The sequence below is a fragment of the Kitasatospora sp. SC0581 genome, from assembly GCF_048159585.1.
Classification (GTDB): domain Bacteria; phylum Actinomycetota; class Actinomycetes; order Streptomycetales; family Streptomycetaceae; genus Kitasatospora.
Genome location: NZ_JBLRWA010000024.1, coordinates 85,895 through 108,976, shown reverse-complemented (window position 1 = coordinate 108,976; position 23,082 = coordinate 85,895). Strand labels below are relative to the sequence as shown.

The window sequence follows — 23,082 nt, the reverse complement described above, 5'->3', positions numbered from 1 at the left end:
GGCCGGAAGAGTGGGAGCCTCCTGTGATCCTGACGGGACCAGAAATCGTTGAATCCGCCCGCGACGGCAGGATTTCCATATCCCCGTTCAACCGGGACCAGGTGAACCCGAACAGCTACAACGTCTGCCTCGGGGAGACGCTGATCACCTACACGGACAGCGTCATCGACGCGTACCGGCCCAACCGGACCGACGCCACCAAGATCGACTCCAGCGGCTTCGTGCTGGAGCCCGACCAGCTCTACCTGGGGCACACCGTGGAGGAGGTCGGATCCGACGTCTTCGTGCCGCTGCTCTTCGGGCGCTCCTCGGTCGGCCGGCTCGGGCTCTTCGTGGAGATCACCGCCCCGATCGGGGACATCGGCTTCCACGGCCAGTGGACCCTCATGCTGTCCGCGGTCCGACCGCTGCGGGTGTATCCCGGGATGAAGATCGGGCAGATCATGTTCTTCGACACGCTCGGCGATATCGAGCCCTATTCCGGGAAGTACCAGGGCGCGGTCGGACCGCAGGAATCGCGCTACTGGCGGGACAAGTTGGGGCAGCTGTGATCCTCACCCGGGCGGAAATAGCCAGGTCGATCGACTCCGGTGACATCGTCATAGAGCCGTTCGACCCCCGAAGGATTTCCCCGAACGCCTACGACTGGCGACTCGGCGACACCATCCGGGTGTGCGAGTCCGAACTCGACGCGGCGCATTCCACCGAGTTCGAGGAGCGCACCATCCCGCCGGACGGCATGGTGCTGCTGCCGGGCAGGCTCTACCTCGGGGTCACCCACGAGCGCACCCATTCCGAGCGCTTCGCGCAGATGATCAACGGTGACCGCACGGTGGGCGCACTGGGCGTCTGGGTGCACGTCTCGGCACCGCTCGGCCACGTCGGCCACGCCATCCGGTGGACGCTCGAGATCCGCGTCGTGCGCCCGGTGCGGATCTATCCGGGGATGACCTTCGGGAAGATCATCTTCCTCAAGACCCTCGGCGCGGAGGCCAGTTACCAGAACATGGGCCGGAAGTACACCCGGACCAGCGGCATCGACACGTCGCGACTGTACGAGGAGCTCGCGTGAACGTCCTCACCGGGATCGACCTCCCCCCGGACAGCCCCGGCGGCAGCGTCGAGCTGCTGCGCGACCTGTACGGCGGGCCGGAACCGCTCATCCCCGCCGACGTCTTCATGCTCGCCCCGGAGGACCGGCAGGTGGCCGACACCTCCGGTTCACCGGCCCTGCTCGCGGTGCCGGGCAAGACGGTGTCGGGGCCGGCGTTCTGGGCCTACGTGGACCGGCTCGGCGCCGCCGTCCGGGACAGGTACCCCGCCGCCGACCACGACGTGCTGCACCTCCAGCACCTGGCCTTCGGCGCGACGGCCGCCCTGCAGCAGGTCTTTCCCGACCGGCCGAGCATCGCGCTGGTGCACGGCACCGACCTGCTGTTCGCCGAGGACCACCCGACCCAGGCCGTCGTCCTGCGGGAGACCGCGGCATCGGCCGACGCGATCGTCGTCCCCACCCGGGCGATGGCGGACCGGCTGCGCCGGATCGCCCCGGTCCCGTCGGACCGGATCGTCCACATCCCCTGGGGCGTCCCCGACCGGCTGCTGGCCGGCCGGCCCACCGGGCCGGGGCACCGCGCGGAGCGCGAAGCGGGCGTCCTGCGGGTGCTCTACGCGGGTCGGCTCACCGCCGAGAAGGCCACCTCCGGCCTGATCGCGGCGGTGGCCTCGCTCCCCGGGGTGGAGCTCTCCGTGGCCGCTCCCCCGGCGGAGTTCGCGGCCCTGGCCGCACGCTCCGACCTGTCGCGGGTGCGCCGCCTCGGCTGGCTGTCCCGGGAGGACCTGTGGCGCGCGTTCGGCGGACACGACCTCCTGATCGTCCCCTCGCTCCGGCTGGAGGCGTTCGGGCTGGTGACCATCGAGGCGCAGGCGTGCGGCCTGCCGGTCGCCTACCAGCCCGTGCCGGGCCTGACCGAGGTGCTCGGCCGCTCCGCGCTCCCGGTCGACTTCGGGGACTTCACGGCGCTCCGGGGCCGCATCGAGGAGTTCCTCCGCTCGCCCGAGCGGCTGGACGACCTGGCCGCGGCCGGCCTGGTCAACAGCGGGCGCTTCCCGCTGTCGCGGACCGCCGGCGACCTGGCCGAACTCTCCCGCCGGGTCGCGCGATGACGGCCCGGCCGACCACCGCGGCCCCTGCGCCCACCGGCGGGCCGGAGCGGGACCGGGGCGACGGCCCGCGGTCCGCGGACTGCGTGTTCTGCGCCATCGTCGGGGGCCGGCTGCCCGCCGCCGTCGTCCACGAGGACGAGCGGACCATCGCCTTCCTCGACATCACCGCGGTCATGGACGGGCACACCCTGGTGATCCCCAAGCGCCACGCCGCCGACCTCTGGGAGATCACCCCGGAGGACGCCGCCGCCGTGATGGCCACCGTCCACCTGATGGCCGGGCGGATCCGGGACGTGCTGGCGCCGGACGGCCTGACGCTGTTCCAGGCGAACCGGGACGCGGGCTGGCAGGACGTGTTCCACCTGCACGTCCACCTGGTGCCCCGGGCGGCCGGGGACCATCTCCACCGCCCCTGGAAGGCCGACCCGGTGCCGCTGGAGCGGCTCGCCGCCACCCGCGCCCGCCTCTCGGCACCGCCACCCGAACACCCGGACCGGACCACGGTGTGACGGTTCCCCGACCGCCCGGACCGGACCGCGGTGTGACGGCTCCCCGACCAGCTCGATCCCGTCGGGCCAGAACGTGAAAGGCCTTGTGTGCGCGCCGACCTCTCCATCCTCCGAGACCGTTCCTTCCTGCTGCTGTTCTCCGCCCGGTCCGTCTCCCTGCTGGGTGACGCCATCGCACCGGTGGCGCTCGCCTTCGCCGTCCTCGGAATGCCGGACGGCTCGGGTTCGACCCTCGGGATCGTGGCCGCCGCCCGGATCGCCGCCCAGGTCGCGTTCCTGCTGTACGGCGGTGTCCTGGCCGACCGGCTGCCGCGGCACCGGGTCATGGTCGGGGCGGACCTGACCGCGGGTCTCGCCCAGGGAGCGGTCGCGGTCCTGGTGCTGACCGGGACGGACTCCCTGGCGGGCCTGGTCGTCCTGTCGATGGTCAGCGGCGCCGCCAGCGCGCTGTTCACCCCGGCGTCCCGGAGCGTCACGGTGCAGCTCGTGCCCGCCGAGAAGATCCAGTCCGCCAACGCGCTGGTCCAGCTGTCGATGAACGCGGGCAGCATCGGCGGCGCGGCGCTCGCGGGCGTGCTGGTCGTCCTGCTCGGCGCCGGCTGGGCACTGGTGGTGGACGCGGCGACGTTCCTGGTGTCCGCGGTGCTCCTCGCCGGAGTCCGGCTGACCGGCACGGCGGACCAGCCGTCGCCCACGGAGGAAGGGATCTTCTTCCAACTCCGGCACGGGTGGCGGGAGTTCACCGAACGGACCTGGCTGTGGGCGGCGGTGGCGCAACTCGCGCTGGTGAACGTGTGCATCGGCGCCGGCTTCATCGTGCTGGGACCGGTCGAGGCCGAGGCGCACCTCGGCGGCGCCTCCGGATGGGCCGCCGTCCTCACCGCGCAGGCGGTCGGCTTCGTGGCGGGCAGCCTGCTGGCCATCCGGCTGCGGCCCCGCCGGCCCCTGCGGGCCGCGGTGCTGTTCACCCTGGGGATCGTGCCGTCCCTGGTCGCGCTGGCCTGCGCCGCGCCGGTCGCCGTCACCGCCGGCGCGATGTTCGTCACCGGCCTGTGCATGAGCCTCAACGACGTCACCTTCCTCACGGCACTGCAGAAGCACGTGCCGGAGGAGTCGATGTCCCGGGTGATGTCCTACGACGCCTTCGGCTCCTTCGTCTTCCTCCCGCTCGGCCTGGCGGTCGCCGCCCCGATCGCGGACCGGGCCGGCAGCGGCGCCGTCTTCCTGGGCGCGGCCTGCCTGGTCGCCGCGGCCGCGGGCGTCGTGCTGGCCGTCCCGGGGGTCCGCACCCTGCCGTCCGAGCCGCAGCCCGCGGCGGGGGCGGAGGCGGGGGCGGACCGTCCGCAACAGGCTTCGGCAGCAGTGCCGGCATCCGTCCGTACGACCAAGGAGGACCAATGACCGACGACACCCGGGAGCAGGGCACGCGCGGTTCCGTGGCGGCACCGGAAGCCGCCGGGCCACCGCGCGACACGCTCCAGGAGACCTTCGCCCGGATCTACGCCAGCGGGGCCTGGACGCTGACCGAGGACAGCGGGGCCGACGACGACGAATCCCGCTCCGGCCTCGGGTCGAACCTGGCCCAGACGGCCGCGCTGCGTGCCGAACTGCCGTCCCTGCTCGCCGAGCTCGGCGTCCGGAGCCTGCTCGACGCGCCGTGCGGGGACTTCTTCTGGATGTCCAGGGTCGACCTGGGCGTCGACCGCTACATCGGTGCCGACATCGTCCCCGCGGTGGTCGAGCGCAACCGGGCGCGCTTCGCCCGCGCCGACCGCGAGTTCCGGGTCCTCGACCTCACCCGCGACCCGCTGCCGGAGGTCGACCTGGTGTTCTCCCGCGACTGCCTGGTGCACCTCGGAGACGACGACGTCCACCGCGCGCTGGACAACATCCGGCGCAGCGGCTCGACCTACCTGGCGACGACCACCTTCGTCGGGCGGGCCGGGAACGAGGCCGCCACCGAAGCGGGCGGCTGGCGTCCGCTCAACCTCCGGCGGGCCCCCTTCCTGCTGCCCGAGCCCTTCCGGGTGCTCGACGAGCAGTGCACCGAGGTCTACGTCACCGAGGAGGACGGCAGGCGGGTCGAGCACCGCTTCGCCGACAAGTCGATCGGGGTGTGGCGGATCGCCGACCTCTAGACCCGCCGTCCCGGTCCACCCTTCCGACCCGTCTTCCCGGTCCGCCCGCGGACCGCCGCCCCCTCAGCCCCACAACGAAGGAGAACCCTTGCCCCAGGACCAGTCCTCGGCCCTGATCGTCGGCACGGACCCGTACGCGATGCGCGCCTGCCTCCGGAACGGCATCACGCCCTACGTGGTGCACGGCCCGCACCTGGCGGACTGGGGCTACCTGAAGCTCCCGGACGGGGCCGTGGGGATCTTCGCCGAGGACCCGACGAGCATCGAGAGCGTCCTCCTCGCCCTGCGCCGGACCGGCGCCGCCGAGCGGGAGTTCCGCTTCCTCCAGACCTCCGACGAGGAGGCCCTGGTCACCGTCGCGGCACTCGCCCGGGTCCTGGACCTCCCGACGGCCGTGGCCGCGGACATCGCCCCGAACTTCCGGGACAAGTGGCTGCAGAAGCGGGCCGTCGCGGCGGCCGGCCTGGACGTCGGCGCCTCGCAGGTCATCGAGGACATCCACCACCTGGATCCGTCCGCCCTCGCGGACTTCGACAAGGCGGTGCTCAAGCCCATCGCCGGGGCGGGCACCCGGAACACCTCGGTCGTCCGGGGGCTGTCCGAGCTGATCGACACCTGCGCCGAGTACCGGCGCCGGGGCGTTCCGCAACGCACCTTCGTCCTGGAGGAGTTCACGCCGGGCGAGGAGTGGATGGCGGACGGCGTGGTCTTCGACGGCGAACTCCGGTTCCTCAGCGTGGGCACCTACGCGGAGCCGTGCCTGACCGCCGTCGACGCCAACCGGGTGCTCCAGCTGGAACGTTTCGACCCGACCGAGGACGCGGACGCCTTCGCCCTGGCACGGCCGGTCGTGACGGAGGCGCTGCGGGCCCTCGGCCTGCGGCGCGGGGTGTTCCACATGGAGCTGTTCCGCCGGCCCGACACCGGCGGGCTCGTGTTCGGCGAGTGCGCCGCCCGCACCGGCGGCGGGCTGATCTCCGAAGCGGTGGCGTTCAAGTTCGGCGTGGACCTGGGCGAAGCCGCCATCCGGTGCGCGGAGGGGATCGAGCCGACGATCGAACCGACCGTCCGCCCGGAGAGCGTCAGCACCCTCTTCCTCGCCAACCGGCCCGGCGTCCTGGTCGGCTATCCCTCACTGGAGCAGATCCGGGCCCTGCCCGGTGTCGAGCACGTGCGGCTGGACCTCCCGTACGGCTTCCGGACGGGGGACACGGTGCAGGACACCACCCAGGGGGTCGGGCAGGTCATGCTGAGCGGGCGCACCCGGGAGGAGGTGCGCAGCCGGCGCGAGTTCCTGACCCGGTGGTTCGACGAGCGCCTGGTGGTCGTGCCCGCCCACGCGACGTACCCGGAGCTGCGGAGCTGGCAGCGGGCCAACTGGCCGGAGACCGCCTCGGACTTCCGCACCTACGCGGAGCCCGAGCGGCAGCGCTGACCCGCTCGGCCCGGTTCGTCAGGCAGTGAGCCGGATCCTCCGCGGAGGATCCGGCTCACTCCCCCCGCGGCGGTCGCAACGGCCGCCCGCCCGGGGTGTCGCCTACGGGTGGGTGTTCTTGACCGTGGGCTGCGTCTTCTGGTTGTAGATCTCCTTGCCGTCCGCGTTGTAGGCGTGGACGTAGGGGGCCGGGGGGAAGGCGTTCGCGTCGGAGCCGGTGGAGATGGCAGCCGTGTAGGCGAACGCGCCGCCCGCCATGACGGCCGGGTACTCCGTCGCGTCGTCGCCGTAGCTGATGGTGACCTTGGCGACGTCGGCGGTGTAGTGCCCGGCGCCCAGCGAGAGGACCTGCCCGGCACCGGTCGGCGTGCTGAAGCTGTCGAAGAACTCGACCAGGTGACCGGTGCCCCACAGGCGGTCGTTGATGAACGTCGCGGGCGAGGACATGCTGGTGCCCTTGTCGCCCTTCGACTCGCACTGCACGTACTGGCCGGCGGAGTCGACGGCGACGACCACGCCGTCGGTGTCCGACGAGGCGACGGGAGCGCGGACCCCGATCACCGCCTGGTACTGCGAAGCCTCGGAACCCAGGCAGGAGGCCAGGATCCCGGCGACGGTCCCGGCGTCGATCGGGGTCGTCGTCGTGCTGGTGACGGTGGAGGCCGCCGGGGTGGCAGTCGCCCCGGTCGCGGCCGAGCCGCCGCCGGAGGCCGGGGCGGCAGGCGCGGCAGGGGCGGCCGGCGCGGCGGCGGGCTTGCTCTGGGCCGTGGGGGTGGCCGTGGGGGTGCCGGTCGCGGCGGTGGCCATTCCCCCCGCGGTCGCGATGGCCGCGGCGGTGGCGGTGATGATCATGATCGGGCGGATACGCATGAATCCGTGTCCCTTCCTGCGGGCGTCCGGTTGATGCCCGCGCCCCTGTACGCCTCCCGACGCCCGAGCGGTCGCACCCCGCGCGTGTGATCCAGGTCATAGGTCGTCGATGTAACCCTGGGACGGCGCTCGTGCGTACAGGGCGGGAGGCTCCACCCAGGACGCACGGCTGACCCGCCGTGGCCGAGGAGTGCTCCCTCGCGCACCGCCCGTGCCGCGAGCTGACGGACAGCCCCGGAGGAGAGGCCCTTGATGACGCCACAGGAGTTCGACGCGTTCTACGCGGCGTCCTTCTCCCGCCTCACCGGGCAGCTCTACGCGATAACCGGCAACTGGTCCGAAGCCCAGGACGTGGTCCAGGAGGCCTTCATCCGCGCCTGGGACCGCAGGCGCACCTTCGACCCCGGCAACGCCCCGGAGGCATGGATCCGGACCACCGCCCGGCGGCTGGCCCACTCCCGCTGGCGGCGCCTCGCCCGGGGCCTGCACCTGGCCGGACACCACCACCGCCACGAACCGTCCACCGTCGAGCCGCCCACCGAGGAGCACCTGATGCTGGTCACCGCGCTCCGCGACCTACCCGAAGCACAGCGGATCGCCCTGGTCCTGCACCACATGTGCGACCTCTCCATCGAGCAGGTCTCCGCCGAGACCGGCGCCGGCATCAGCACCGTCAAGAGCCGTCTCGCCCGCGGCCGGACCGCGCTCGCGGCCAGACTCTCCGACCGGACCCCGACCAGCGAGGAAGGAAAGCTCCGTGTCTGACCCCGTCCACGACAGCCTCGACGACCGGCTGCGGCTGCTCGGCACGCAGATGCCGGCACCGACCCTGCCCGCTGCGGAGATCCGCAGACGCGCCGACCGGCGCCGCCACCGCCGACACGCCCTCGGCGCGACCGCGGCCTGCACCGCGGCGGCCCTGTGCCTGGCCCTCCCGTCCGTGCTGAACCCGCCGGGGCCACAACACCCACCGGCACCACAGCAGGGGCCGGCCGCCACAGGCACCCCCTCTGTGCCGGCCTCCCCCCACCCCCCGGCGGCTTTCACCGTCACCAGCACGACGACGACCCCGATCGACGCCGGGACCGTCGCCGGGATCCTGGCCTCCTGCCTGGGCTCCGAGGCTTCGCAGTACCAGGCGGTGATCGGGGTCCGCGCTCCCGTCGCCTCGTCGGACACCGACGGCGTGGTCATCGCCGTCGACTCCGCCGGCCAGTACGCGCAGTGCGAGTCGAAGGGCCGGACCGGGCACAGCATCTCCCTCCCCCCGACGTTCATCAACGACCGTCTGTGGGGCGCCGGCCACTTGGTCGAGTTCTTCGACAGCTTCAACGCCCCGACCGGTGCCGGGCAGGTCCTCTCGCTGGGCGCCGGGCACTACACCGCCGACGTCGCCAAGGTCACCATCAGCTACGGCGACGACCCGACGCAGTACCCGGCCGTCATGGCGGGCGGCGCCTTCGTCTACACCGCGGCCGTCTCCACCGGCCCCGACGCGGACCCCTTCCCCCCGGCCCCCTACGTCCACGCCTACAACGCGGACGGCAAGGAGATCTACAACCAGAGGACGCAGCCCACGGCCAAGGACACCCACCCGTAGGCGATGCCCCAGGACCTCAGCCGAGCCGCTTGAGCATCTTGACCGAGGTCGTCTCGTAGCCGAGCGACTCGTAGAGGCCGCGCGCGCCCGTGTTGAACCCGAAGACGCTGAGCCCGAGGGTATGGGCGCCCTGCGCCCGGGCGTACTCCTCGCCGAGGAGCATGGCCCCTCGCCCGAGGCCCAGCCCGCGCTTGTCGGCGTCGATCGCGATGTCCCAGACCCACCAGGAGCCGGCGTCCTCGCTCGTGTCCGGTCCGATCCAGAGGTGGCCGACGGTGGCCCCGGCGGCATCGACCACGTCGAAGACCGCATGCCCGGGGCTCGGTGCACCGGAGGGGAAGTAGCGGGCCATGCTGTCGGCCGCGTGCCGGCCGGCCTCCTCGGGCGTCTGCCCCGCAGCGACGAGGTCCTTGGCGTACTCGGCCCGGCTGCGATCGAGCCAGGCGGGCAGGAGTCGGGCATCCATGGGGCGGAGGGTCGTAGACATCGGGCCAGCCTGCCACACTGCCGGCGCTGGAGCACTCCCGTTCCCGTCCAGGCGTTGCGACCAACCGTCAGCAGCGCGAACCCCGGCCGTTGTGGCAGCAGTTCGGGGGTCGGCGACCGGACGGGGGTCAGTGGCGGTTGCCGAGGGCGAAGAGCAGGATGACGAAGCCGGCGAACAGGTGGGTGCCCAGGATGTAGATCCCGGCGCGGATGAGCATGGCCTTGCGCCGCTTCTTCTCGTCACCGGTGGCGCTGCTCATGGTCGGTGCTCCTGGGGTCGGGTCGTGGGGCGGTCGTGGCGGGGCCTCGGGCGGATGTGCGGGCGCCGGGCGGTCATCGGTCCGTTCCCTTTCGTGCCGTGGCCTCCGCCAGGACTCCGGTGGTCCGCAGCTCGGTGCGGGCACGGGCGATGGCGTCCGGTGTCCGGGCGAAGACCCGCCCCTGCCGCTGGAGGGTGTCCAGGACGCCGAGGGCGTCCAGGGTCCGCCGGTGGCCGTCCGGCACCCCCGCGGCCAGGACGAGGATGCCGCGCCGTTCCAGCGTGCCGATCGCGTCGCCCAGCGCCAGGGCGCCCGTGGAGTCGATCGCGGTGACGTGGGACAGGCGCAGGATGACGGCCTTGACGTCGGTGGTCTCGGCGAGTTGGAGCAGGAAGCGGTGTGTGGCCGCGAAGAACACCGGCCCGTCTATCCGGTAGGCGACGATGTGCTCGGCGAGCAGCGCCCGCTCCTCCTCGTGGTGCTCGGCCGGGGCCAGGCCGTCGTGCAGCGGCACCTGCTGGAGCCGCGCGGACCGCGCGACCTGGCGCAGGGCCAGGATCCCGGCGACGGCCAGGCCGACGACGACGGCCGTGACCAGGTCGAAGGCCAGGGTCGCGGCGGCGGTCAGCGCCAGAACGGCGGCCTCGCCGCGTCCACTTCGGGCCAGCGCCCGCAGTGAGGCCACCTCGACCATCCGGACCGCGGTGGCGATCAGGACGCCCGCGAGCGCGGCCAGCGGGATGCCCTCGACGAGCGGAGCGGCGGCGAACACGACCACCGCGAGCACGGCGGCGTGCACCAGGGCGGCCAGCCGGGAGACGGCGCCGGAGCGGACGTTGACGGCGGTACGGGCGATCGCGCCGGTGGCGGCGACGCCACCGAACAGCGGGGCGACCAGGTTGGCCACTCCTTGGCCGAACAACTCCCGGTCGCTGTCGTGCCGTTCGGAAGCACTCATCGCGTCCGCGGCGGTCGCCGACATCAGCGACTCCAGCGCCGCCAGCGCGGCGACCGCGAGGGCGGCGGTGAGCAGGTGCGGCACCGCGCCGGGGTCGAGGAAGCCCAGCGACGGCAGCGGCAGACCGGCCGGGAGGTGGCCGATGGTCGCCACGTCCAGGTGGGCGAGGTCGGCCACCGCGGTCGCGGCGGCGACGGCGAGCAGCGAGAACGGGATGCCGGGGCGCAGCCGTGCGCCGACGAGCATCACCGCGGCGACGGCGAGCGCCACGGCGGGCGCGGCCGGGTGCGCGTGGCGGGCGAAGTCGGCGAGGGCCTGTCCGGCGACGGCCACGACGTTCTCGGCGTCGCCCTTGGTGACGCCGAGGGCGGCGGGCACCTGCTGGAGTCCGATCACGCCGGCGATGCCGAGGGTGAAGCCCTCGACGACCGGCGCGGGGACGTAGGCCATGAAACGGCCGGCCCCGCCGAGGGCGAGGGCGACCAGCAGCAGGCCGGCGATCAGGCCGACGGTGAGGACGCCGGAGGTGCCGTACCGGTGCACGATCGGCACCAGGACCACGGTCATGGCGCCGGTCGGTCCGCTGACCTGGAGGTTGGAGCCGCCGAACACCGCGGCCAGCGCCCCGGCGACCACGGCGGTGGCCAGTCCGGCCTCGGCCCCCGCGCCGGAGGCGACGCCGAAGCCCAGCGCGAGCGGCAGCGCGACGATCGCCACCGTCAGACCCGCCACCAGGTCCTTGCGCGGCGAGCGCCCCATGGCGGCGAGGGCCGCGCGGTTCGGCAGGACGGCCCGGACCCGCCCGGCGGCCCGGCCCGCGAGGGTGGCCCGTGTGGCGCTCACGCCGTCTGCTCCGCCGCGTCCGGAAGCCCGGCCGAGCGCAGCTCGGCGAGCAGCGTCCCCTGGTCGGCGATCATCTCGGTGAGGATGCGGCGCGCGGCCCGCAGCAGCTCCGCGACGTCCGGCGTGCTCAGTGCGTAGACCACGGTGTTGCCCTCGCGGGTGGCCGTGACCAGGTTGCTGCGGCGCAGGACGGAGAGCTGCTGGGAGAGGCTGGACGGCTCGATCTCGATCGAGGCGAGCAGCTCGCGCACCGGACGCGGACCGTCCTGGAGCAGTTCCAGCACGCGGATGCGCGCCGGGTGGCCGAGCGTGCGGAAGAACTCCGCCTTCGCCTGGTAGAGCGGGACGGCCATGCTCAGTCCTCTTCCTGTTCCTCGGCGGTGTGCTCGATCTCGATGCCGTGCTGGGCGGCGATCCGCAGCAGCTGTGTGACGCGTCCGGCGTACGCCTGCGCGCTGTCCTCGTCACCTGCCGTCCGAGCCTCGGCCCGCTGCCTGCGGGCCTCGTCGAGCTGCTCGCGAAGCTCCTGGTCGAATACGTCGCTCATGCGCCCCTCCTCGCCGCCGGCGCTGCCGCGCGCGACCGCATCTCTGCCGAGTACAGGGCAGCATCATCTATGCACTTGAAGAATTCTTCAAGTTGCGACTTCTGCACATCGATCTCCACCCGGCCCGGGGACGCGGTGATCGACAGCGGCCCCGGCCGCTCCACGCGCCGTCGGCGGCGGAGCGTGGAGCGGCCGGGGCCGGCGGACCGTGCTACGGGCGAGGGGTCAGGCGACGGCTCCGGCCGGGGCGGGCGCGCTCGCGCGGTGCGGGGTCGAAGTCGGGGCCGGGGGCAGCGGCTTGGTGCGTCCGGCCCGCACGCCGTTGCCGATGATGACGACCTCGGCGAGCTCGTGGACCGCGACGACGGCGGCGAGGCCGAGGACGCCGAGGAGGGCGAGCGGCATCAGACCGACGATGACCGCCAGGGACAGGCCGACGTTCTGGAGCATGATCCGCCGTGCGCGGCGGGCGTGGTCCAGGGCCTGGGGCAGGTGGCGCAGGTCCTCGCCCATGAGCGCGACGTCGGCGGTCTCGATGGCGACGTCGGTGCCCATCGCCCCCATGGCGATGCCGAGGTCGGCGGTGGCCAGGGCGGGGGCGTCGTTGACGCCGTCGCCGACCATCGCGGTCGGGCGGAGGGTGCGGAGCCCGGCGATGATGCGGGCCTTGTCCTCGGGGCGCAGGTCCGCGTGCACGGTGTCGATGCCGGCCTCGGCGGCGAGGGCCCGGGCGGTGCGCTCGTTGTCGCCGGTCAGCATCACCACGGTCAGGCCGCGGGCACGGAGGCGGTCGACGACCTCGCGGGCCTCGGGGCGCAGTTCGTCGCGTACGGCGATCGCGCCGATCACCGTCGCGTCGTCCTCGACGAGGACGGCGGTGGCGCCGGAGTCCTGCATCGCGGTGACGGCTTCGGCCAGCGGGCCGGGCTCGATCCAGCCGGGGCGCCCGAGCCGGACGGGGCGGCCGTCCAGCCGGCCGGTGAGGCCGGCGCCGGTGACCGCCTCGACGTCGGTGGCGACGGGCACCCCGGGGGCGGCGGCCAGGACGGCCTTGGCCAGGGGGTGTTCGCTGCGGGCCTCCAGCGCGGCGGCCACCGCGAGGACGGTGTCGCGGCTGTGGCCGTCCAGGGTGGCGACGCGGACGACGGTGGGCCGGTTGCGGGTGAGGGTGCCGGTCTTGTCGAGGGCGACGGCGCGTATGGCGCCGAGGGCTTCGAGGGCGGCTCCGCCCTTGACCAGGACGCCGAGCCTGCCGGCCGCGCCGACGGCGGCGACCACGGTGACGGGTACGGAGATGGCGAGTGCGCACGGGGAGGCGGCGACCAGGACGACCAGGGCCCGCTCGATCCAGGTGGCCGGATCGCCCAGCAGGGAGCCGACGAGGGCGATGAGGGCGGCGGCGACCATGATGCCGGGCACCAGGGGCTTGGCGATCCGGTCGGCGAGGCGCTGGCCGGCGCCCTTGCGGGCCTGTTCGGCCTCCACGATCCGGACGATCCGGGCCAGCGAGTTGTCCTCGGCCGTGCTGGTGACCTCGACCTCCAGCACGCCGGTGCCGTTGATCGCGCCCGCGTACACCTCGCTGCCCGGACCGGCCTCGACGGGGACGGACTCACCGGTGATGGCGGAGACGTCCAGGGCGGTGCGGCCGGCGCGGACGGTGCCGTCGGTGGCGATCCGCTCGCCGGGCCTGACCACCATCGTGTCGCCGATGCGCAGTTCGGCCGGAGCGATGGTCCGCTCGGTGCCGTCGCGCAGCACGGTCGCCCGTTCGGGCACCAGGTTGAGCAGGGCGCGCAGGCCGCGGCGGGTGCGGGCCAGGGACCAGGCCTCCAGGCCCTCGCTGACGGAGTAGAGGAAGGCCAGCATGGCGGCCTCGCCGACCTCGCCGAGGAGGACCCCGCCGACGGCGGCGATCGTCATCAACGCGCCGACCCCGACCTTGCCCTTGGCCAGGCGGCGCAGCGTGGCGGGTACGAAGGTCCAGGCGCCGACGACGAGGGCGAGCGCGTTCAGCGCGGTCACCGCGGTGTCGGACGCGCCGGACCAGCCGGCGATCAGTCCGGCCAGCAGCAGGACGCCGGCCACGGCGGCGGCCCGCAGCTCGCCGACCTCCCAGAGCTTCTCCGGTTCGCGCCCCTCCCCTCCCTCCACGGTCTTCCTGTCGTCGCCGCAGCCGCAGGCGTCGCTCATCGGCCGGCCCCGGTGCTGTCCGGGGCGGGCGCCGCCGGGGTCCCGTAGATCGGGCAGAGGTCGACGGCCTCGCCGGTCGCGGCGAGCACCTGCTCGGCCGAGGCCAGCAGGTCCAGCAGTTCCGGGCGGGCCAGGAAGTACAGGGAGGCCCGGCCCTGGGGGCGGGAGTCGACCAGGCCACAGTCCCGCAGGCAGGCCAGGTGCGCCGAGACCGTGGACTGGGCCAGGCCCACGCAGCCGACCAGGTCCACGACCTTGGCCTCGCCCCGGGCCAGGCGCAGCAGGATCGCGAGGCGGGCCGGGTCGCCGAGCGAGCGGAACAGGGCCACCGCTGCCGAGGGCGCGCCGCACGAGGTGGTGGCCGAGGGCCCGACCGCCGGGCTATTCATCGTCATGAAGCGATGATAGCTGTCAATGCCGATGTCATCGCTCCAGACGGGCTGTCGCGGCCCGGTTCGACCGCGACCGCATCCGGGAGAGGACGCCGGAGAGACAGGTCGTCGCCGTCGCCACGGGCGGCCACGGCGGCCGCTTGGGGCGCGGGGACGCCGTCCACGCCCTCCCCCGGCACCGCACGACACGTCCTGCGCGAACCCGCCAGCCCCACCCCCCTCTCCCAGCCAGGCGTCCCCCGACAGCCGTCGCGCGCGGTCGGCGGTCCGACCATCACCCCACGTCAGCGCAGCACTTAGGCGACCCTCGGTCGACGGCCCGTCCACCCGGCCCCGGAACCACTAGCGACCCACCAGAACAGCACACCCCACGCCTCGCCGAAAACACGGACGGAAATGACCGAGAACACGTGAGGCCAGGCTTCGTTCGATTGACCGTCACAAAAGCGGTCTGGATACTGATCGAGCACGACGCAACCGAAACTCGTTGCGAAGCGGTCTCCGATTCGACATTTCATCCGACTGAGGAGAATCCATGATCTCGAAAGCCAAGAAGGTCGTGAGCTCGATGGCGATGGCCTTCGCCGCGGCCGCCACGCTCACCGTGGCCGTGCCGTCCGGCAACGCCTTCGCCATCGACCACGTCCAGTGCGACGGGAGCCGCAACGACTTCCTGAAGATCTGGTCGCACCTCGACGGCCGTGACAGCGTCGACTGCTACGCGAACGGGGGGTCGATCGGCTTCGGCGGGTGGTGGGTCGACCGGATCTCCACCGGGAACAACGACCTGGTCTACTCCGACGCCAACGGCGACTCGGTGCGGATCAACCGCTGGACCGACATCTCCTTCCCGAACCGCCCGCCGCGAGTCAACTCCATCCAGATCCTCTGACGAACCGGCAGAGCGAACCCCGAACAGAAATTCGCCCGACCGAATCACCCGGAATTCCCGCAGTGCTTCGATCGCCACCGAATCTTCTGTGACGTGAATTCGCTCCACCCCGGCTCACCGGCGCCGGCCACCCCCTCCAGGGGCTGGCCGGCGCCGGCATGCTGCGCCACGGCTGCCCGCCGAGCCCCGAACTCCGCACCTCGAAGGGGAAAAACCGGGTGCGGCAGCGCGGCCCTGCCTGGCATCATGGCGCCCATGATCACGTGTCGAAAGGCCGATGCCGCGTAGACGGCCCCGCGCACTGCGCGCCGAACGACCGGCCTCCCGCGTCTCGGGGCCGACCCCTCCGCTCCGGATCCACGGACTCTCCGACAGGGCGAGCCTGGCCGTCCACCGGGTCGAGCGCCTGAGCGAGAGCTTCTACCTTCACGCGGGCGCCACCGACCGGGCACTGCGGCGGTACCGCGAGTTCCTGCACCCGCCGGGAAGACGTCCGCTGTACCCGCAGGAGTCGCATTGCCCGTGCCCGGGATGTTCCTTCGACGACGTCAGACACGCACGCGACGTGCTGGAGGAAGTCCTGGAGCGACTGCCGGAACGGGCCCGTGCCGAGCTCGGCCGACTCGTGAAGGCCCTGGACACGGTGTTCTTGCGCCGCACCCTCCCCGACCCGTTCGCGGACCGGCGCCAGTGGCGCACGGAGTTCTGGTGGTACCGCCGCCTGGCCGATCGGTCGGAGTGGGGGTGACGGGTAGCGGTTCTCCGGTGCCCGCCGGGACGACGAAAGGCGGTGGTCCCCGGAGCACGGGCTCCGGGGACCACCGCCAGTCAGGGCGTCGTGCTAGCCGCGACGACGGGTGCGGCGTGTCGCGAGCGTCAGGCCGCCGCCCAGGAGCAGGAGGCTCCCGGCCAGCTCTGCGAGCCGGGTGTCGGTGCCGGTGCCGGTGTTCGGCAGGTGCCCGTGCGCCTCCTTCGTGGTCACCGTGGTGGTGGACGGCGGGGAGGTCACCGGCGGGCCGGACGGCGGAGTGCCCGTCGCCGTCGCGGTGTTGGTGACCTTCCCTCGGTCGATGTCCGCCTGGGTGACCGTGTAGCTCGCCGTGCAGGTGACCGACGCACCAGGAGCGAGCGAGGCCGCACCCGGCGGGCATGCCACCACCGGCGGCGCCCCTGAGCCAGAGAACGCCGTCTCGTTCACCGTCACGTCCGTCAGCGTCACGTTCCCGGTGTTCGTCACCAGGTACGCGTAGTCGACCGTCTGTCCGACCGCCGAAACCGTCGTCGGGGACGCCGACTTCGCGATGGTGAGCGCCGGCTCAGGGGTGTTCGGGACGGTGGTCGAGGACGGCGGGGAGGTGACCGGCGGGCCGGACGGCGGAGTACCGGTCGCCGTCGCGGTGTTGGTGATGCTGCCCGTGTTGAGGTCCGCCTGCGTCACGGTGTACTCGGCCGTGCAGGTCACCGACGCACCGGGGGCGAGCGAGGCCGCAGCGGGCGGGCAGGAGACCACCGGCGGCGTCCCGGCGCCCGAGAACGCCGTCTCGTTCACCGTCACGTCCGTCAGCGTCACGTTCCCGGTGTTCGTCACCAGGTACGCGTAGTGCAGCACCTGGCCCACCCCGGTCAGCGCCGTCGCGTCCACCGACTTGACGACGGTGAGCGCCGGTGCGGGCGTGACCGTGACGGTCACGGTGGACGGCGGGGAGGTGACCGGCGGGCCGGACGGCGGAGTACCCGTCGCGGTCGCCGTGTCGGTGATCTTCTCGCTCCGCAGGTCGCTCTGGGTGACCGTGTAGTTGGCCGTGCAGGTGACCGACGTGCCGGGAGCGAGCGAGGCCGCAGCCGGCGGGCAGGTCACCACCGGCGGCGTCCCGGAACCGGAGAACGCCGTCTCGTTCACGGTGACATTCGTCAGCGTCACGTTCCCGGTGTTCGTCACCAGGAAGCTGTAGTCCACGACCTGCCCGACCGCCGAAACCGTCGTCGGCGACGCCGACTTGACGATGGTGAGGGCCGCCTCGGGGGTATTCGGGACGCTGGTCGAGGACGGCGGGGAGGTGACCGGCGGGCCGGACGGCGGAGTGCCCGTCGCGGTCGCGGTGTTGGTGATCTTCCCTCGGTCGATGTCCGCCTGGGTGACCGTGTAGCTCGCCATGCAGGTCACCGACGCACCGGGAGCGAGCGAGGCCGCAGCAGGCGGGCAGGTCACCACCGGCGGCGTCCCGGAACCGGAGAACGCCGTCTCGTTCACCGTGACATTCGCCAGCGTCACGTTCCCGGTGTTCGTCACCAGGTACGCGTAGTGCAGCACCTGGCCCGCCGCCGTCAGCTCCGTCGCGTCCACCGACTTGACGATGGTGAGGGCCGGGTTGGCGGTGGCCGTGACGGTCGCATTGGACGGCAGGGAGGTGACCGGCGGGCCGGACGGCGGAGTGCCGGTCGCGATCGCCGTGTTGGTGATGCTGCCCGCGTTGATGTCCGCCTGGGTGACCGTGTAGCTGGCCGTGCAGGTGACCGACGCGCCGGGGGCGAGCGAGGCCGCACCCGGCGGGCAGCTCGCCACCGGCGGCGTCCCGGTGCCCGAGAACGCCGTCTCGTTCACCGTCACGTCCGTCAGCGTCACGTTCCCGGTGTTCGCCACCAGGAAGCTGTAGTCCACGACCTGCCCGACCGCCGAAACCGTCGTCGGGGAGGCCGACTTCGCGATGGCGAGCGCGGGAGTCGCCGGGACCGGGGTGTTCGTGAAGGTGCAGAGCACCATCGGGCTGTTCTTGTCCTCCACTGTCGCCGGGAACGGCAGGTTGAAGGTGGTCACCCCGCTGCCCGAGGCGACCGGGGCGTTGCCGTTGGCCGTGTCGACGCAGTCGTAGGTGGTGGTGTAGTCGGAGAGGCTTCCGGAGGCCGCCGTCTCGGTGAGGGTGTAGGTGGTGCCGGACAGCGCGATGACCGGGCCGGCCGGGGGCGACTGGACGCCCGTGCTGGTGCCGGTCGTGGTGGCGGTGTTGCCCTGGGTGACGCCACCGCCGGTGATCTCCAGCGTGAACTGGTCGTTGGACGTGGTCGACTCGGCGAACCGGCCGACGATGTCCTTCTGCAGGGTCAGGGTCGGGTTGGTGGAGCAGGCGCCGAGGTCCACGGAGAGGAAGGCGTTGTTGGTGTACGGCGTCGGACCGGCCGTGACCGCGCCGGTGTTCGGGTTGAGCCGCTCCAGGTAGGTGGTGGTCCCCGAGGTGAACTCGATGTAGAGGTTGCCGACGTTGTCGAAGGCCGCCCCGTTGAAGGACCTGTCCGTCGGGTTGTCCAGGGTGCTCAGCGTCGTGCTGGTCAGCGGCACACCGGTGGCCGACCCCGTGGTGGGGATCGGTGCGGAGACCCGGCCGATGGCGGCGTCGGTGCCGACGGAGGAGAGGATGTAGAGGTTGCCGCCCGCGTCGAAGGTGATGTCGCCGTTGGGGCCGGAGGTGCCGGTGACCGGCAGGTCGAACGTGCCGATCACGCCGGGGATCGCGGTGTTGGTGGTGGTGTTGAACCCGTAGAGGGTGGCCACGCCGGGCGTGGTCGCGGTACCGGGCTCGAAGCTGGCGTAGTAGTAGATGCCGTTGACCGGGTTCACCGCGCCGGCGACGAAGGAGTCGCTGGTGGGACCGGCGGATCCGGTGTAGACGGTCCAGGCGCCGGTGGCCGCGTTGTAGCCGTACACGTTCACGGACCCGCTGACGGCCGGCGTCTGGTCGACCACGTAGGCGGCGGTGCCGCCGTCCGTGATGCCGAGGGCGTTCGTGAAGCCGGACCCGGCGGGGAGCGTGCTCACCGTCGTGGCGGTCACGTTGGCGCCGCCGACGGTGCCGGAGGCCAGGGCCAGCAGGGTGCCCGTACCGGCGCCCGAGGAGCCGCGCTGGACGGCGTAGATCGTGTTGCCGCTGCAGTCCAAGGGGGGGCCGGGTGCCCGGGGCGCGTGGCCGGCCGGGGCCGTGCCCGACGGGGGGACGCTCTCAGCGGACGCTGCGGCCGACGGGCGCTCGGGGGCGCTCGCGGCGGACGGCGAGGCGGCCGGGGCCTGCGAGGCGTTGCCCTGGACGGGGGCGGCCTTCGCCGAGGCGGCGTCCGGGGCCTGCCACTCCAGCACCACGAGGCCGTTGCCGCCGTCACGTCCGTCGCGTCCGTCACGTCCGTCGCGGTCGCCGGGCTTCACCGAGGCGGTGGGGTGAGCGGTACCGCCGAAGCCGGCCCCGGCGACGTACTGGCGCTCGGTCAGGTGCGACGCCAGGCCCGCCGGAACGTCGCCGCCCCCGGAGCCGACGGCCGTGCCGCCCGCGCTCGGGGAGGTGCCGCCGTCGGCCGCCAGCAGGGTGCGGGCCGAGGCGTGCGGCTCGTCGGCCAGGACGCTGGAGGCTCCGCCGCCGAGGGCCGTACGGGCCGCCGGGGAGCTCGGGTCCTCGGAGTGCGCCCGCCCGCCCTGGCCGGGCACCACTGTCAGCCGCTGCCCCGGCGTCACGTCCAGCAGTGCGGTCGCGAAGGCGCCGGCGGCCCCCGGTCGGCTCCGGTGGTCGGCGCCGGCCGTTCCCGCGGGGCTGTCGGCTTCGGCGGCCGCGCCCGCGCCCCAGGCCTTCGCCCGGACGGAGGTGACGCCGGGGGGAACGGTGAAGTCCTGGCCGCCACCGGTGTGGGTGAAGGCGAGGCAGTCGGTGTAGCCCGGGTCGGGCGGGCAGGCCTGGGCGGCGTGCGCGGCGGGGGCGGCCATCAGCGGGACGAGCGACAGCGGTGCCAGCGTCAGCGCCGCTACCAGCACTCCGGACCAGCCGCGCCGCTTCGCCGCGGCACGGTTCGACGGACGAGCCGGGACGGTACTGCCCCGCACCCCGAAGGCCGGGGCCAGGCCCCGGCGACGTCTGACTTTGGGCATCGAGGACTCTCCAGGGTGTGCACAGGACTCTGGATGACGGAGTGAACACGCCATTGGGCGACGGGACGACTATGCCGTCTCCACCATCCGGGTCGGTCCGGCGCGCTGGGGAGGTCATCCCGGCGGCCCACACGAACGGTCCGACCACCGCGCTCGACGCCCGTCGCGCGCCCCCTGCACGGGGTGCGACCGACCGTGACGACCTCGACCCGGGCCAGCGCCAGGCCTGTTGACGCATCGTCATATGAACTAACCGCGTCGAGCGAAGTCGGCCCTCACCCGCGCCGGCGAGGGCGGACCGACCGGTGAACGCCGCCGGACGCGGCGAGGCCGGTGCCGTCCGGGAGCGGCGACTCCCGGACGGCACCGGCCTCACGGTGCGGGAAGGGCTACCAACGGCGGCGCGGCGCCGGAGGGTTGAGCTTGGCGGCGAGCGCCGAGAGGAAGGTCGGGAGCCTGTCGACCATGGCCTTGGGGACCGGGGTGGTCTCGACGCTGCCGGTTCGCACGTCCTCGACGAGCAGCGTGTACGTGCCGTTCTCCTCGACGAGTTCGGCGGCGAAGAGCAGTGTCCTGGTGGAGGTTTCCATCGGGGTTCCTAGGCTTGGGTGTCGTTGAGCCAGGCGGTCCACGCCGCGGTGGCCCGCTGCTCGTCGGCGTCCTCGGCGAACAGGTGGTGGCCGAGCCAGATCGGCACGTTCCAGGTGCTGCCGTTGAAGAACCGGTAGAGCGCGTCCGGGCCGCGCAGGCCGACGAAGTCGGGGCTGAGCCAGTCCACGACCACCTCCTCCGGGCCGCCGTCCGCACCGGGGACGTCGAGCCGCAGGCGGTCGCCGACGGCCGCGTCGGCGACGAGGCCGAGGCGCAGCCGCAGGGCGGCGAAGTCGGCCGGGTCGGCGGTGGGTTCGGGGCGCGGGGCCCTGACGTAGACGGCGGGGCGGCCGGCGAAGTGCCGCAGGTACTCGGCGAGGCCGTGCTGGTAGAAGTCGACGTGCTTCTCGGCCGCGTCCGACTTGGCGTCCCACATCCAGGCCTCGTCGACGACGCCCGTGTGCACCCAGTGGATGCCCATCCGCAGGTGGCTCGTTCCGCCGTCGGCGGGCTCGATGTGGTAGCTGAGCGTGTTGGAGAACCCGCCGTCCTGGGTCGCCCGGACGGCGAACCGCCGCGGCGGCTCCCACGCCACGACGGTGGAGTCGCCCCGGCTGGCCTTTCCGCCGACGCGCGGCTCGACCTCCATCGGGTACAGCCAGCCGAGGTTGCCGGCGCCGGTGGCGACGGCGTCCCAGACCTGTTCGGGCGTGGCGGGCAGGTCCTGTTCCCGGCGGACCTCGAACTCTCGGGCCATCGTCGGTACTCCTTCGTCGTCGTTCATGGTCAGTGGTCGTCGTTCATGGTCAGTAGGTGACCGGGAGGGCGCTCAGCCGCCGTTGCAGCGGGTTGGGCCGCCAGTCCAGCGCCGCCTCGTCGGCCAGCCGAAGCCCGGGCAGCCGGCGCACCAGCGTGCCGATCGCCACCTCGGCCTGGAGCTTGGCCAGTGGGCCGCCGAGGCAGAAGTGCGGGCCGTGGCCGAAGGTCAGGTGCCGGTTGCCGGGGCGGGTGAGGTCGAGCCGGTCGGGGTCCTCGAAGCGGTCCGGGTCGCGGTTGGCCGCGGCGAGGAACAGGTACGCCAGGTCCCCCTCCCGCAGTGTCCGTCCGCCGATCTCCAGGTCCTCCGCGACGACCCGGACGATCGCCTGGGTCACCGTGTCGTAGCGGGCGAGCTCCTCGACGGCGCCGCGGATCAGCCCCGGATCCGCCCGCAGCCGGGCCAGTTGGTCCGGGTGGCGCAGCAGGGCGAGAACGCCGTTGTTGATCAGGTTGGCGGTGGTCTCGTCGCCGGCGGTGATCAGGACGAAGCAGGTGGACAGCAGTTCGGAGTCGGTGAGCCGCTCGTCCTGCGCCTGGGTGGCGACCAGGGCGCTGATCAGGTCGTCGCCCGGCGCGCGCCGGCGCTGCCGGATGAGTCCGGACAGGTACTCCTCGTACTGGTCGATCGCCGCCTCGGACTTGTCGATGTCCTCGGTGAGCCGGCCGAAGCGGCGGAACCAGCTCTTGACCCGCGGGCGGTCCTCCTCCGGGATGCCGAAGAGCTCGCAGACGACGGACATCGGCAGCGGGGCGGCGACGGCCTCGATCAGGTCCATGCTCGGCCCGGCCGCGACCGCCTCGTCGACGAGCCGGTCGACGATGCCCTGGACGCCGTCGCGCAGCGCTTCGACCCGGCGGGCGGTGAAGGCCCGGTTGGCCAGCTTGCGCAGCCGGCTGTGGTCGGGCGGGTCGGTGTTGGTCATCACCCGGCCGAGCCGGTCGGTGAGCCGGCTCAGGGCCTTCAGGTCGCCGCCGAGCGCGCTGTAGGCCCGGGTCATCCGGTCGCGGTCGTTGGACAGCCGCAGGTCGCCCAGGGCCGCCTCGATGTCGGCGTACCGGGTGAGGTACCAGATGCCCTGGTCGCTGCGGTGGACGGGGCTCTCGCGCCGCATGCGGGCGTAGAGGGGGTACGGGTCCCGCCGGGCCTCGGGGGTGAGCAGGTCCGCGGCGAAGTCGTGGGACGGGACGGGGTCGTGGGCCGGGGCGAGGCCCGCCGCGGGGCGGGCCTCGTCCGTGGTGTCGGTCGGGTTCACTACGGGCCGCGCTACTTCCGGGTGTCCATGGCGTCGGCGAGGCTCCTGGGCCGCATGTCGGTCCAGGACTTCTCGACGTACTCCAGGCAGGCGGCGTTGGTGTCGGGGCCGTGGACGACGGTCCAGCCCTCGGGGACGTCCGCGAACTGGGGCCAGAGCGAGTGCTGGTTCTCCTCGTTGACGAGCACGAGGAAGGTGCCGTCCTGGTCGTCGAAGGGGTTGGTCAT

Annotated in this window: 24 protein-coding genes; 11 read left to right on the top strand and 13 right to left on the bottom strand. The window is 73.1% G+C overall.

The window, feature by feature from the left end; all coding sequences use genetic code 11:
- Positions 1-23: 23 nt before the first annotated feature.
- The 7 genes from dcd to ACLWS4_RS28465 all read left to right on the top strand — a co-directional run bounded on the left by dcd (position 24) and on the right by ACLWS4_RS28465 (position 6,248).
- The gene (dcd, locus tag ACLWS4_RS28495; protein WP_074005876.1) at positions 24-551 is read left to right on the top strand and encodes a dCTP deaminase; all 528 of its coding nucleotides are present in this window, start codon (positions 24-26) and stop codon (positions 549-551) included.
- Positions 548-1,072 carry a dCTP deaminase domain-containing protein gene (locus ACLWS4_RS28490; RefSeq protein ID WP_049649173.1) on the top strand — a complete coding sequence of 175 codons (525 nt, stop codon included), beginning with the start codon at positions 548-550 and terminating at the stop codon, positions 1,070-1,072. The genes dcd and ACLWS4_RS28490 overlap by 4 nt, the downstream gene beginning before the upstream one ends.
- Positions 1,069-2,166, top strand: a complete 1,098-nt coding sequence (locus ACLWS4_RS28485) for a glycosyltransferase family 4 protein (protein ID WP_416875609.1) — start codon at positions 1,069-1,071, stop codon at positions 2,164-2,166. The genes ACLWS4_RS28490 and ACLWS4_RS28485 overlap by 4 nt, the downstream gene beginning before the upstream one ends.
- Positions 2,163-2,675 (top strand): HIT family protein, encoded by a 513-nt coding sequence (locus ACLWS4_RS28480; protein ID WP_380745352.1) that lies wholly within the window; start codon positions 2,163-2,165, stop codon positions 2,673-2,675. Before ACLWS4_RS28485 ends, ACLWS4_RS28480 begins: the two co-directional genes overlap by 4 nt.
- Before the next feature lie 87 nt (positions 2,676-2,762).
- Positions 2,763-4,076, top strand: coding sequence for an MFS transporter (locus tag ACLWS4_RS28475; protein ID WP_416875608.1), 1,314 nt, complete (start codon positions 2,763-2,765; stop codon positions 4,074-4,076).
- Complete coding sequence (locus ACLWS4_RS28470; protein WP_416875607.1) at positions 4,073-4,813, top strand: class I SAM-dependent methyltransferase; 741 nt, start codon at positions 4,073-4,075, stop codon at positions 4,811-4,813. Before ACLWS4_RS28475 ends, ACLWS4_RS28470 begins: the two co-directional genes overlap by 4 nt.
- An 88-nt stretch (positions 4,814-4,901) precedes the next feature.
- A complete protein-coding gene (locus ACLWS4_RS28465) occupies positions 4,902-6,248 on the top strand; it encodes a hypothetical protein (protein ID WP_416875606.1) in 1,347 nt (448 codons plus the stop codon).
- 102 nt (positions 6,249-6,350) lie between these two features.
- Here ACLWS4_RS28465 and ACLWS4_RS28460 read toward each other — a convergent pair whose 3' ends face one another.
- On the bottom strand, positions 6,351-7,118 hold the full coding sequence (locus tag ACLWS4_RS28460; protein WP_416875605.1) for a hypothetical protein: 768 nt from the start codon (positions 7,116-7,118) through the stop codon (positions 6,351-6,353).
- A gap of 252 nt (positions 7,119-7,370) precedes the next feature.
- Between ACLWS4_RS28460 and ACLWS4_RS28455 the strand changes: the two genes are divergently transcribed.
- Positions 7,371-7,883, top strand: a complete 513-nt coding sequence (locus tag ACLWS4_RS28455) for a SigE family RNA polymerase sigma factor (protein WP_049649167.1) — start codon at positions 7,371-7,373, stop codon at positions 7,881-7,883.
- A complete protein-coding gene (locus tag ACLWS4_RS28450) occupies positions 7,876-8,718 on the top strand; it encodes a hypothetical protein (RefSeq protein WP_416875604.1) in 843 nt (280 codons plus the stop codon). The genes ACLWS4_RS28455 and ACLWS4_RS28450 overlap by 8 nt, the downstream gene beginning before the upstream one ends.
- A 16-nt stretch (positions 8,719-8,734) precedes the next feature.
- Here ACLWS4_RS28450 and ACLWS4_RS28445 read toward each other — a convergent pair whose 3' ends face one another.
- The 7 genes from ACLWS4_RS28445 to ACLWS4_RS28415 all read right to left on the bottom strand — a co-directional run bounded on the left by ACLWS4_RS28445 (position 8,735) and on the right by ACLWS4_RS28415 (position 14,400).
- Positions 8,735-9,184 (bottom strand): GNAT family N-acetyltransferase, encoded by a 450-nt coding sequence (locus tag ACLWS4_RS28445; RefSeq protein ID WP_416875603.1) that lies wholly within the window; start codon positions 9,182-9,184, stop codon positions 8,735-8,737.
- Positions 9,185-9,332: 148 nt separating this feature from the next.
- The gene (locus tag ACLWS4_RS28440) at positions 9,333-9,464 is read right to left on the bottom strand and encodes a DUF6126 family protein (RefSeq protein ID WP_220450012.1); all 132 of its coding nucleotides are present in this window, start codon (positions 9,462-9,464) and stop codon (positions 9,333-9,335) included.
- Positions 9,465-9,537: 73 nt separating this feature from the next.
- Positions 9,538-11,181: a SulP family inorganic anion transporter gene (locus tag ACLWS4_RS28435; protein WP_416875625.1), complete on the bottom strand. Its 1,644-nt coding sequence runs from the start codon at positions 11,179-11,181 to the stop codon at positions 9,538-9,540.
- Between the two features lie 80 nt (positions 11,182-11,261).
- On the bottom strand, positions 11,262-11,618 hold the full coding sequence (locus ACLWS4_RS28430) for an ArsR/SmtB family transcription factor (protein ID WP_074005869.1): 357 nt from the start codon (positions 11,616-11,618) through the stop codon (positions 11,262-11,264).
- Between the two features lie 2 nt (positions 11,619-11,620).
- Positions 11,621-11,812 carry a hypothetical protein gene (locus tag ACLWS4_RS28425; RefSeq protein ID WP_117486199.1) on the bottom strand — a complete coding sequence of 64 codons (192 nt, stop codon included), beginning with the start codon at positions 11,810-11,812 and terminating at the stop codon, positions 11,621-11,623.
- A gap of 225 nt (positions 11,813-12,037) precedes the next feature.
- Complete coding sequence (locus tag ACLWS4_RS28420; RefSeq protein WP_416875602.1) at positions 12,038-14,005, bottom strand: heavy metal translocating P-type ATPase; 1,968 nt, start codon at positions 14,003-14,005, stop codon at positions 12,038-12,040.
- Complete coding sequence (locus ACLWS4_RS28415) at positions 14,002-14,400, bottom strand: ArsR/SmtB family transcription factor (RefSeq protein ID WP_416875601.1); 399 nt, start codon at positions 14,398-14,400, stop codon at positions 14,002-14,004. Before ACLWS4_RS28415 ends, ACLWS4_RS28420 begins: the two co-directional genes overlap by 4 nt.
- Before the next feature lie 532 nt (positions 14,401-14,932).
- Here ACLWS4_RS28415 and ACLWS4_RS28410 point away from each other — a divergent pair.
- Together ACLWS4_RS28410 and ACLWS4_RS28405 are read left to right on the top strand one after the other, a co-directional pair.
- Positions 14,933-15,289: a beta/gamma crystallin domain-containing protein gene (locus ACLWS4_RS28410; protein ID WP_049649160.1), complete on the top strand. Its 357-nt coding sequence runs from the start codon at positions 14,933-14,935 to the stop codon at positions 15,287-15,289.
- Positions 15,290-15,854: 565 nt separating this feature from the next.
- Positions 15,855-16,037 carry a hypothetical protein gene (locus tag ACLWS4_RS28405; protein ID WP_380745461.1) on the top strand — a complete coding sequence of 61 codons (183 nt, stop codon included), beginning with the start codon at positions 15,855-15,857 and terminating at the stop codon, positions 16,035-16,037.
- Positions 16,038-16,130: 93 nt separating this feature from the next.
- Here ACLWS4_RS28405 and ACLWS4_RS28400 read toward each other — a convergent pair whose 3' ends face one another.
- From ACLWS4_RS28400 to ACLWS4_RS28380, 5 genes are all read right to left on the bottom strand, one after another.
- Positions 16,131-20,192, bottom strand: a complete 4,062-nt coding sequence (locus ACLWS4_RS28400; RefSeq protein WP_416875600.1) for an LPXTG cell wall anchor domain-containing protein — start codon at positions 20,190-20,192, stop codon at positions 16,131-16,133.
- A gap of 389 nt (positions 20,193-20,581) precedes the next feature.
- On the bottom strand, positions 20,582-20,782 hold the full coding sequence (locus ACLWS4_RS28395) for a hypothetical protein (protein WP_416875599.1): 201 nt from the start codon (positions 20,780-20,782) through the stop codon (positions 20,582-20,584).
- A gap of 8 nt (positions 20,783-20,790) precedes the next feature.
- On the bottom strand, positions 20,791-21,540 hold the full coding sequence (locus ACLWS4_RS28390) for an SRPBCC family protein (RefSeq protein WP_416875598.1): 750 nt from the start codon (positions 21,538-21,540) through the stop codon (positions 20,791-20,793).
- A 49-nt stretch (positions 21,541-21,589) separates the two neighbouring features.
- On the bottom strand, positions 21,590-22,855 hold the full coding sequence (locus tag ACLWS4_RS28385) for a cytochrome P450 (RefSeq protein WP_416875597.1): 1,266 nt from the start codon (positions 22,853-22,855) through the stop codon (positions 21,590-21,592).
- 11 nt (positions 22,856-22,866) lie between these two features.
- Positions 22,867-23,082 (bottom strand): MbtH family protein, encoded by a 216-nt coding sequence (locus ACLWS4_RS28380; protein WP_049649155.1) that lies wholly within the window; start codon positions 23,080-23,082, stop codon positions 22,867-22,869.

Coding starts and splice junctions, on each gene's coding strand:
- ACLWS4_RS28480 (WP_380745352.1), top strand. CDS start 2,163: ATGACGGCCCGGCCGACCACCGCGGCCCCTGCGCCCACCGGCGGGCCG.
- ACLWS4_RS28470 (WP_416875607.1), top strand. CDS start 4,073: ATGACCGACGACACCCGGGAGCAGGGCACGCGCGGTTCCGTGGCGGCA.
- ACLWS4_RS28460 (WP_416875605.1), bottom strand. CDS start 7,118: ATGCGTATCCGCCCGATCATGATCATCACCGCCACCGCCGCGGCCATC.
- ACLWS4_RS28455 (WP_049649167.1), top strand. CDS start 7,371: ATGACGCCACAGGAGTTCGACGCGTTCTACGCGGCGTCCTTCTCCCGC.
- ACLWS4_RS28445 (WP_416875603.1), bottom strand. CDS start 9,184: ATGGATGCCCGACTCCTGCCCGCCTGGCTCGATCGCAGCCGGGCCGAG.
- ACLWS4_RS28440 (WP_220450012.1), bottom strand. CDS start 9,464: ATGAGCAGCGCCACCGGTGACGAGAAGAAGCGGCGCAAGGCCATGCTC.
- ACLWS4_RS28435 (WP_416875625.1), bottom strand. CDS start 11,181: ATGGGGCGCTCGCCGCGCAAGGACCTGGTGGCGGGTCTGACGGTGGCG.
- ACLWS4_RS28430 (WP_074005869.1), bottom strand. CDS start 11,618: ATGGCCGTCCCGCTCTACCAGGCGAAGGCGGAGTTCTTCCGCACGCTC.
- ACLWS4_RS28425 (WP_117486199.1), bottom strand. CDS start 11,812: ATGAGCGACGTATTCGACCAGGAGCTTCGCGAGCAGCTCGACGAGGCC.
- ACLWS4_RS28420 (WP_416875602.1), bottom strand. CDS start 14,005: ATGAGCGACGCCTGCGGCTGCGGCGACGACAGGAAGACCGTGGAGGGA.
- ACLWS4_RS28415 (WP_416875601.1), bottom strand. CDS start 14,400: ATGACGATGAATAGCCCGGCGGTCGGGCCCTCGGCCACCACCTCGTGC.
- ACLWS4_RS28410 (WP_049649160.1), top strand. CDS start 14,933: ATGATCTCGAAAGCCAAGAAGGTCGTGAGCTCGATGGCGATGGCCTTC.
- ACLWS4_RS28400 (WP_416875600.1), bottom strand. CDS start 20,192: ATGCCCAAAGTCAGACGTCGCCGGGGCCTGGCCCCGGCCTTCGGGGTG.
- ACLWS4_RS28395 (WP_416875599.1), bottom strand. CDS start 20,782: ATGGAAACCTCCACCAGGACACTGCTCTTCGCCGCCGAACTCGTCGAG.
- ACLWS4_RS28390 (WP_416875598.1), bottom strand. CDS start 21,540: ATGGCCCGAGAGTTCGAGGTCCGCCGGGAACAGGACCTGCCCGCCACG.
- ACLWS4_RS28380 (WP_049649155.1), bottom strand. CDS start 23,082: ATGACCAACCCCTTCGACGACCAGGACGGCACCTTCCTCGTGCTCGTC.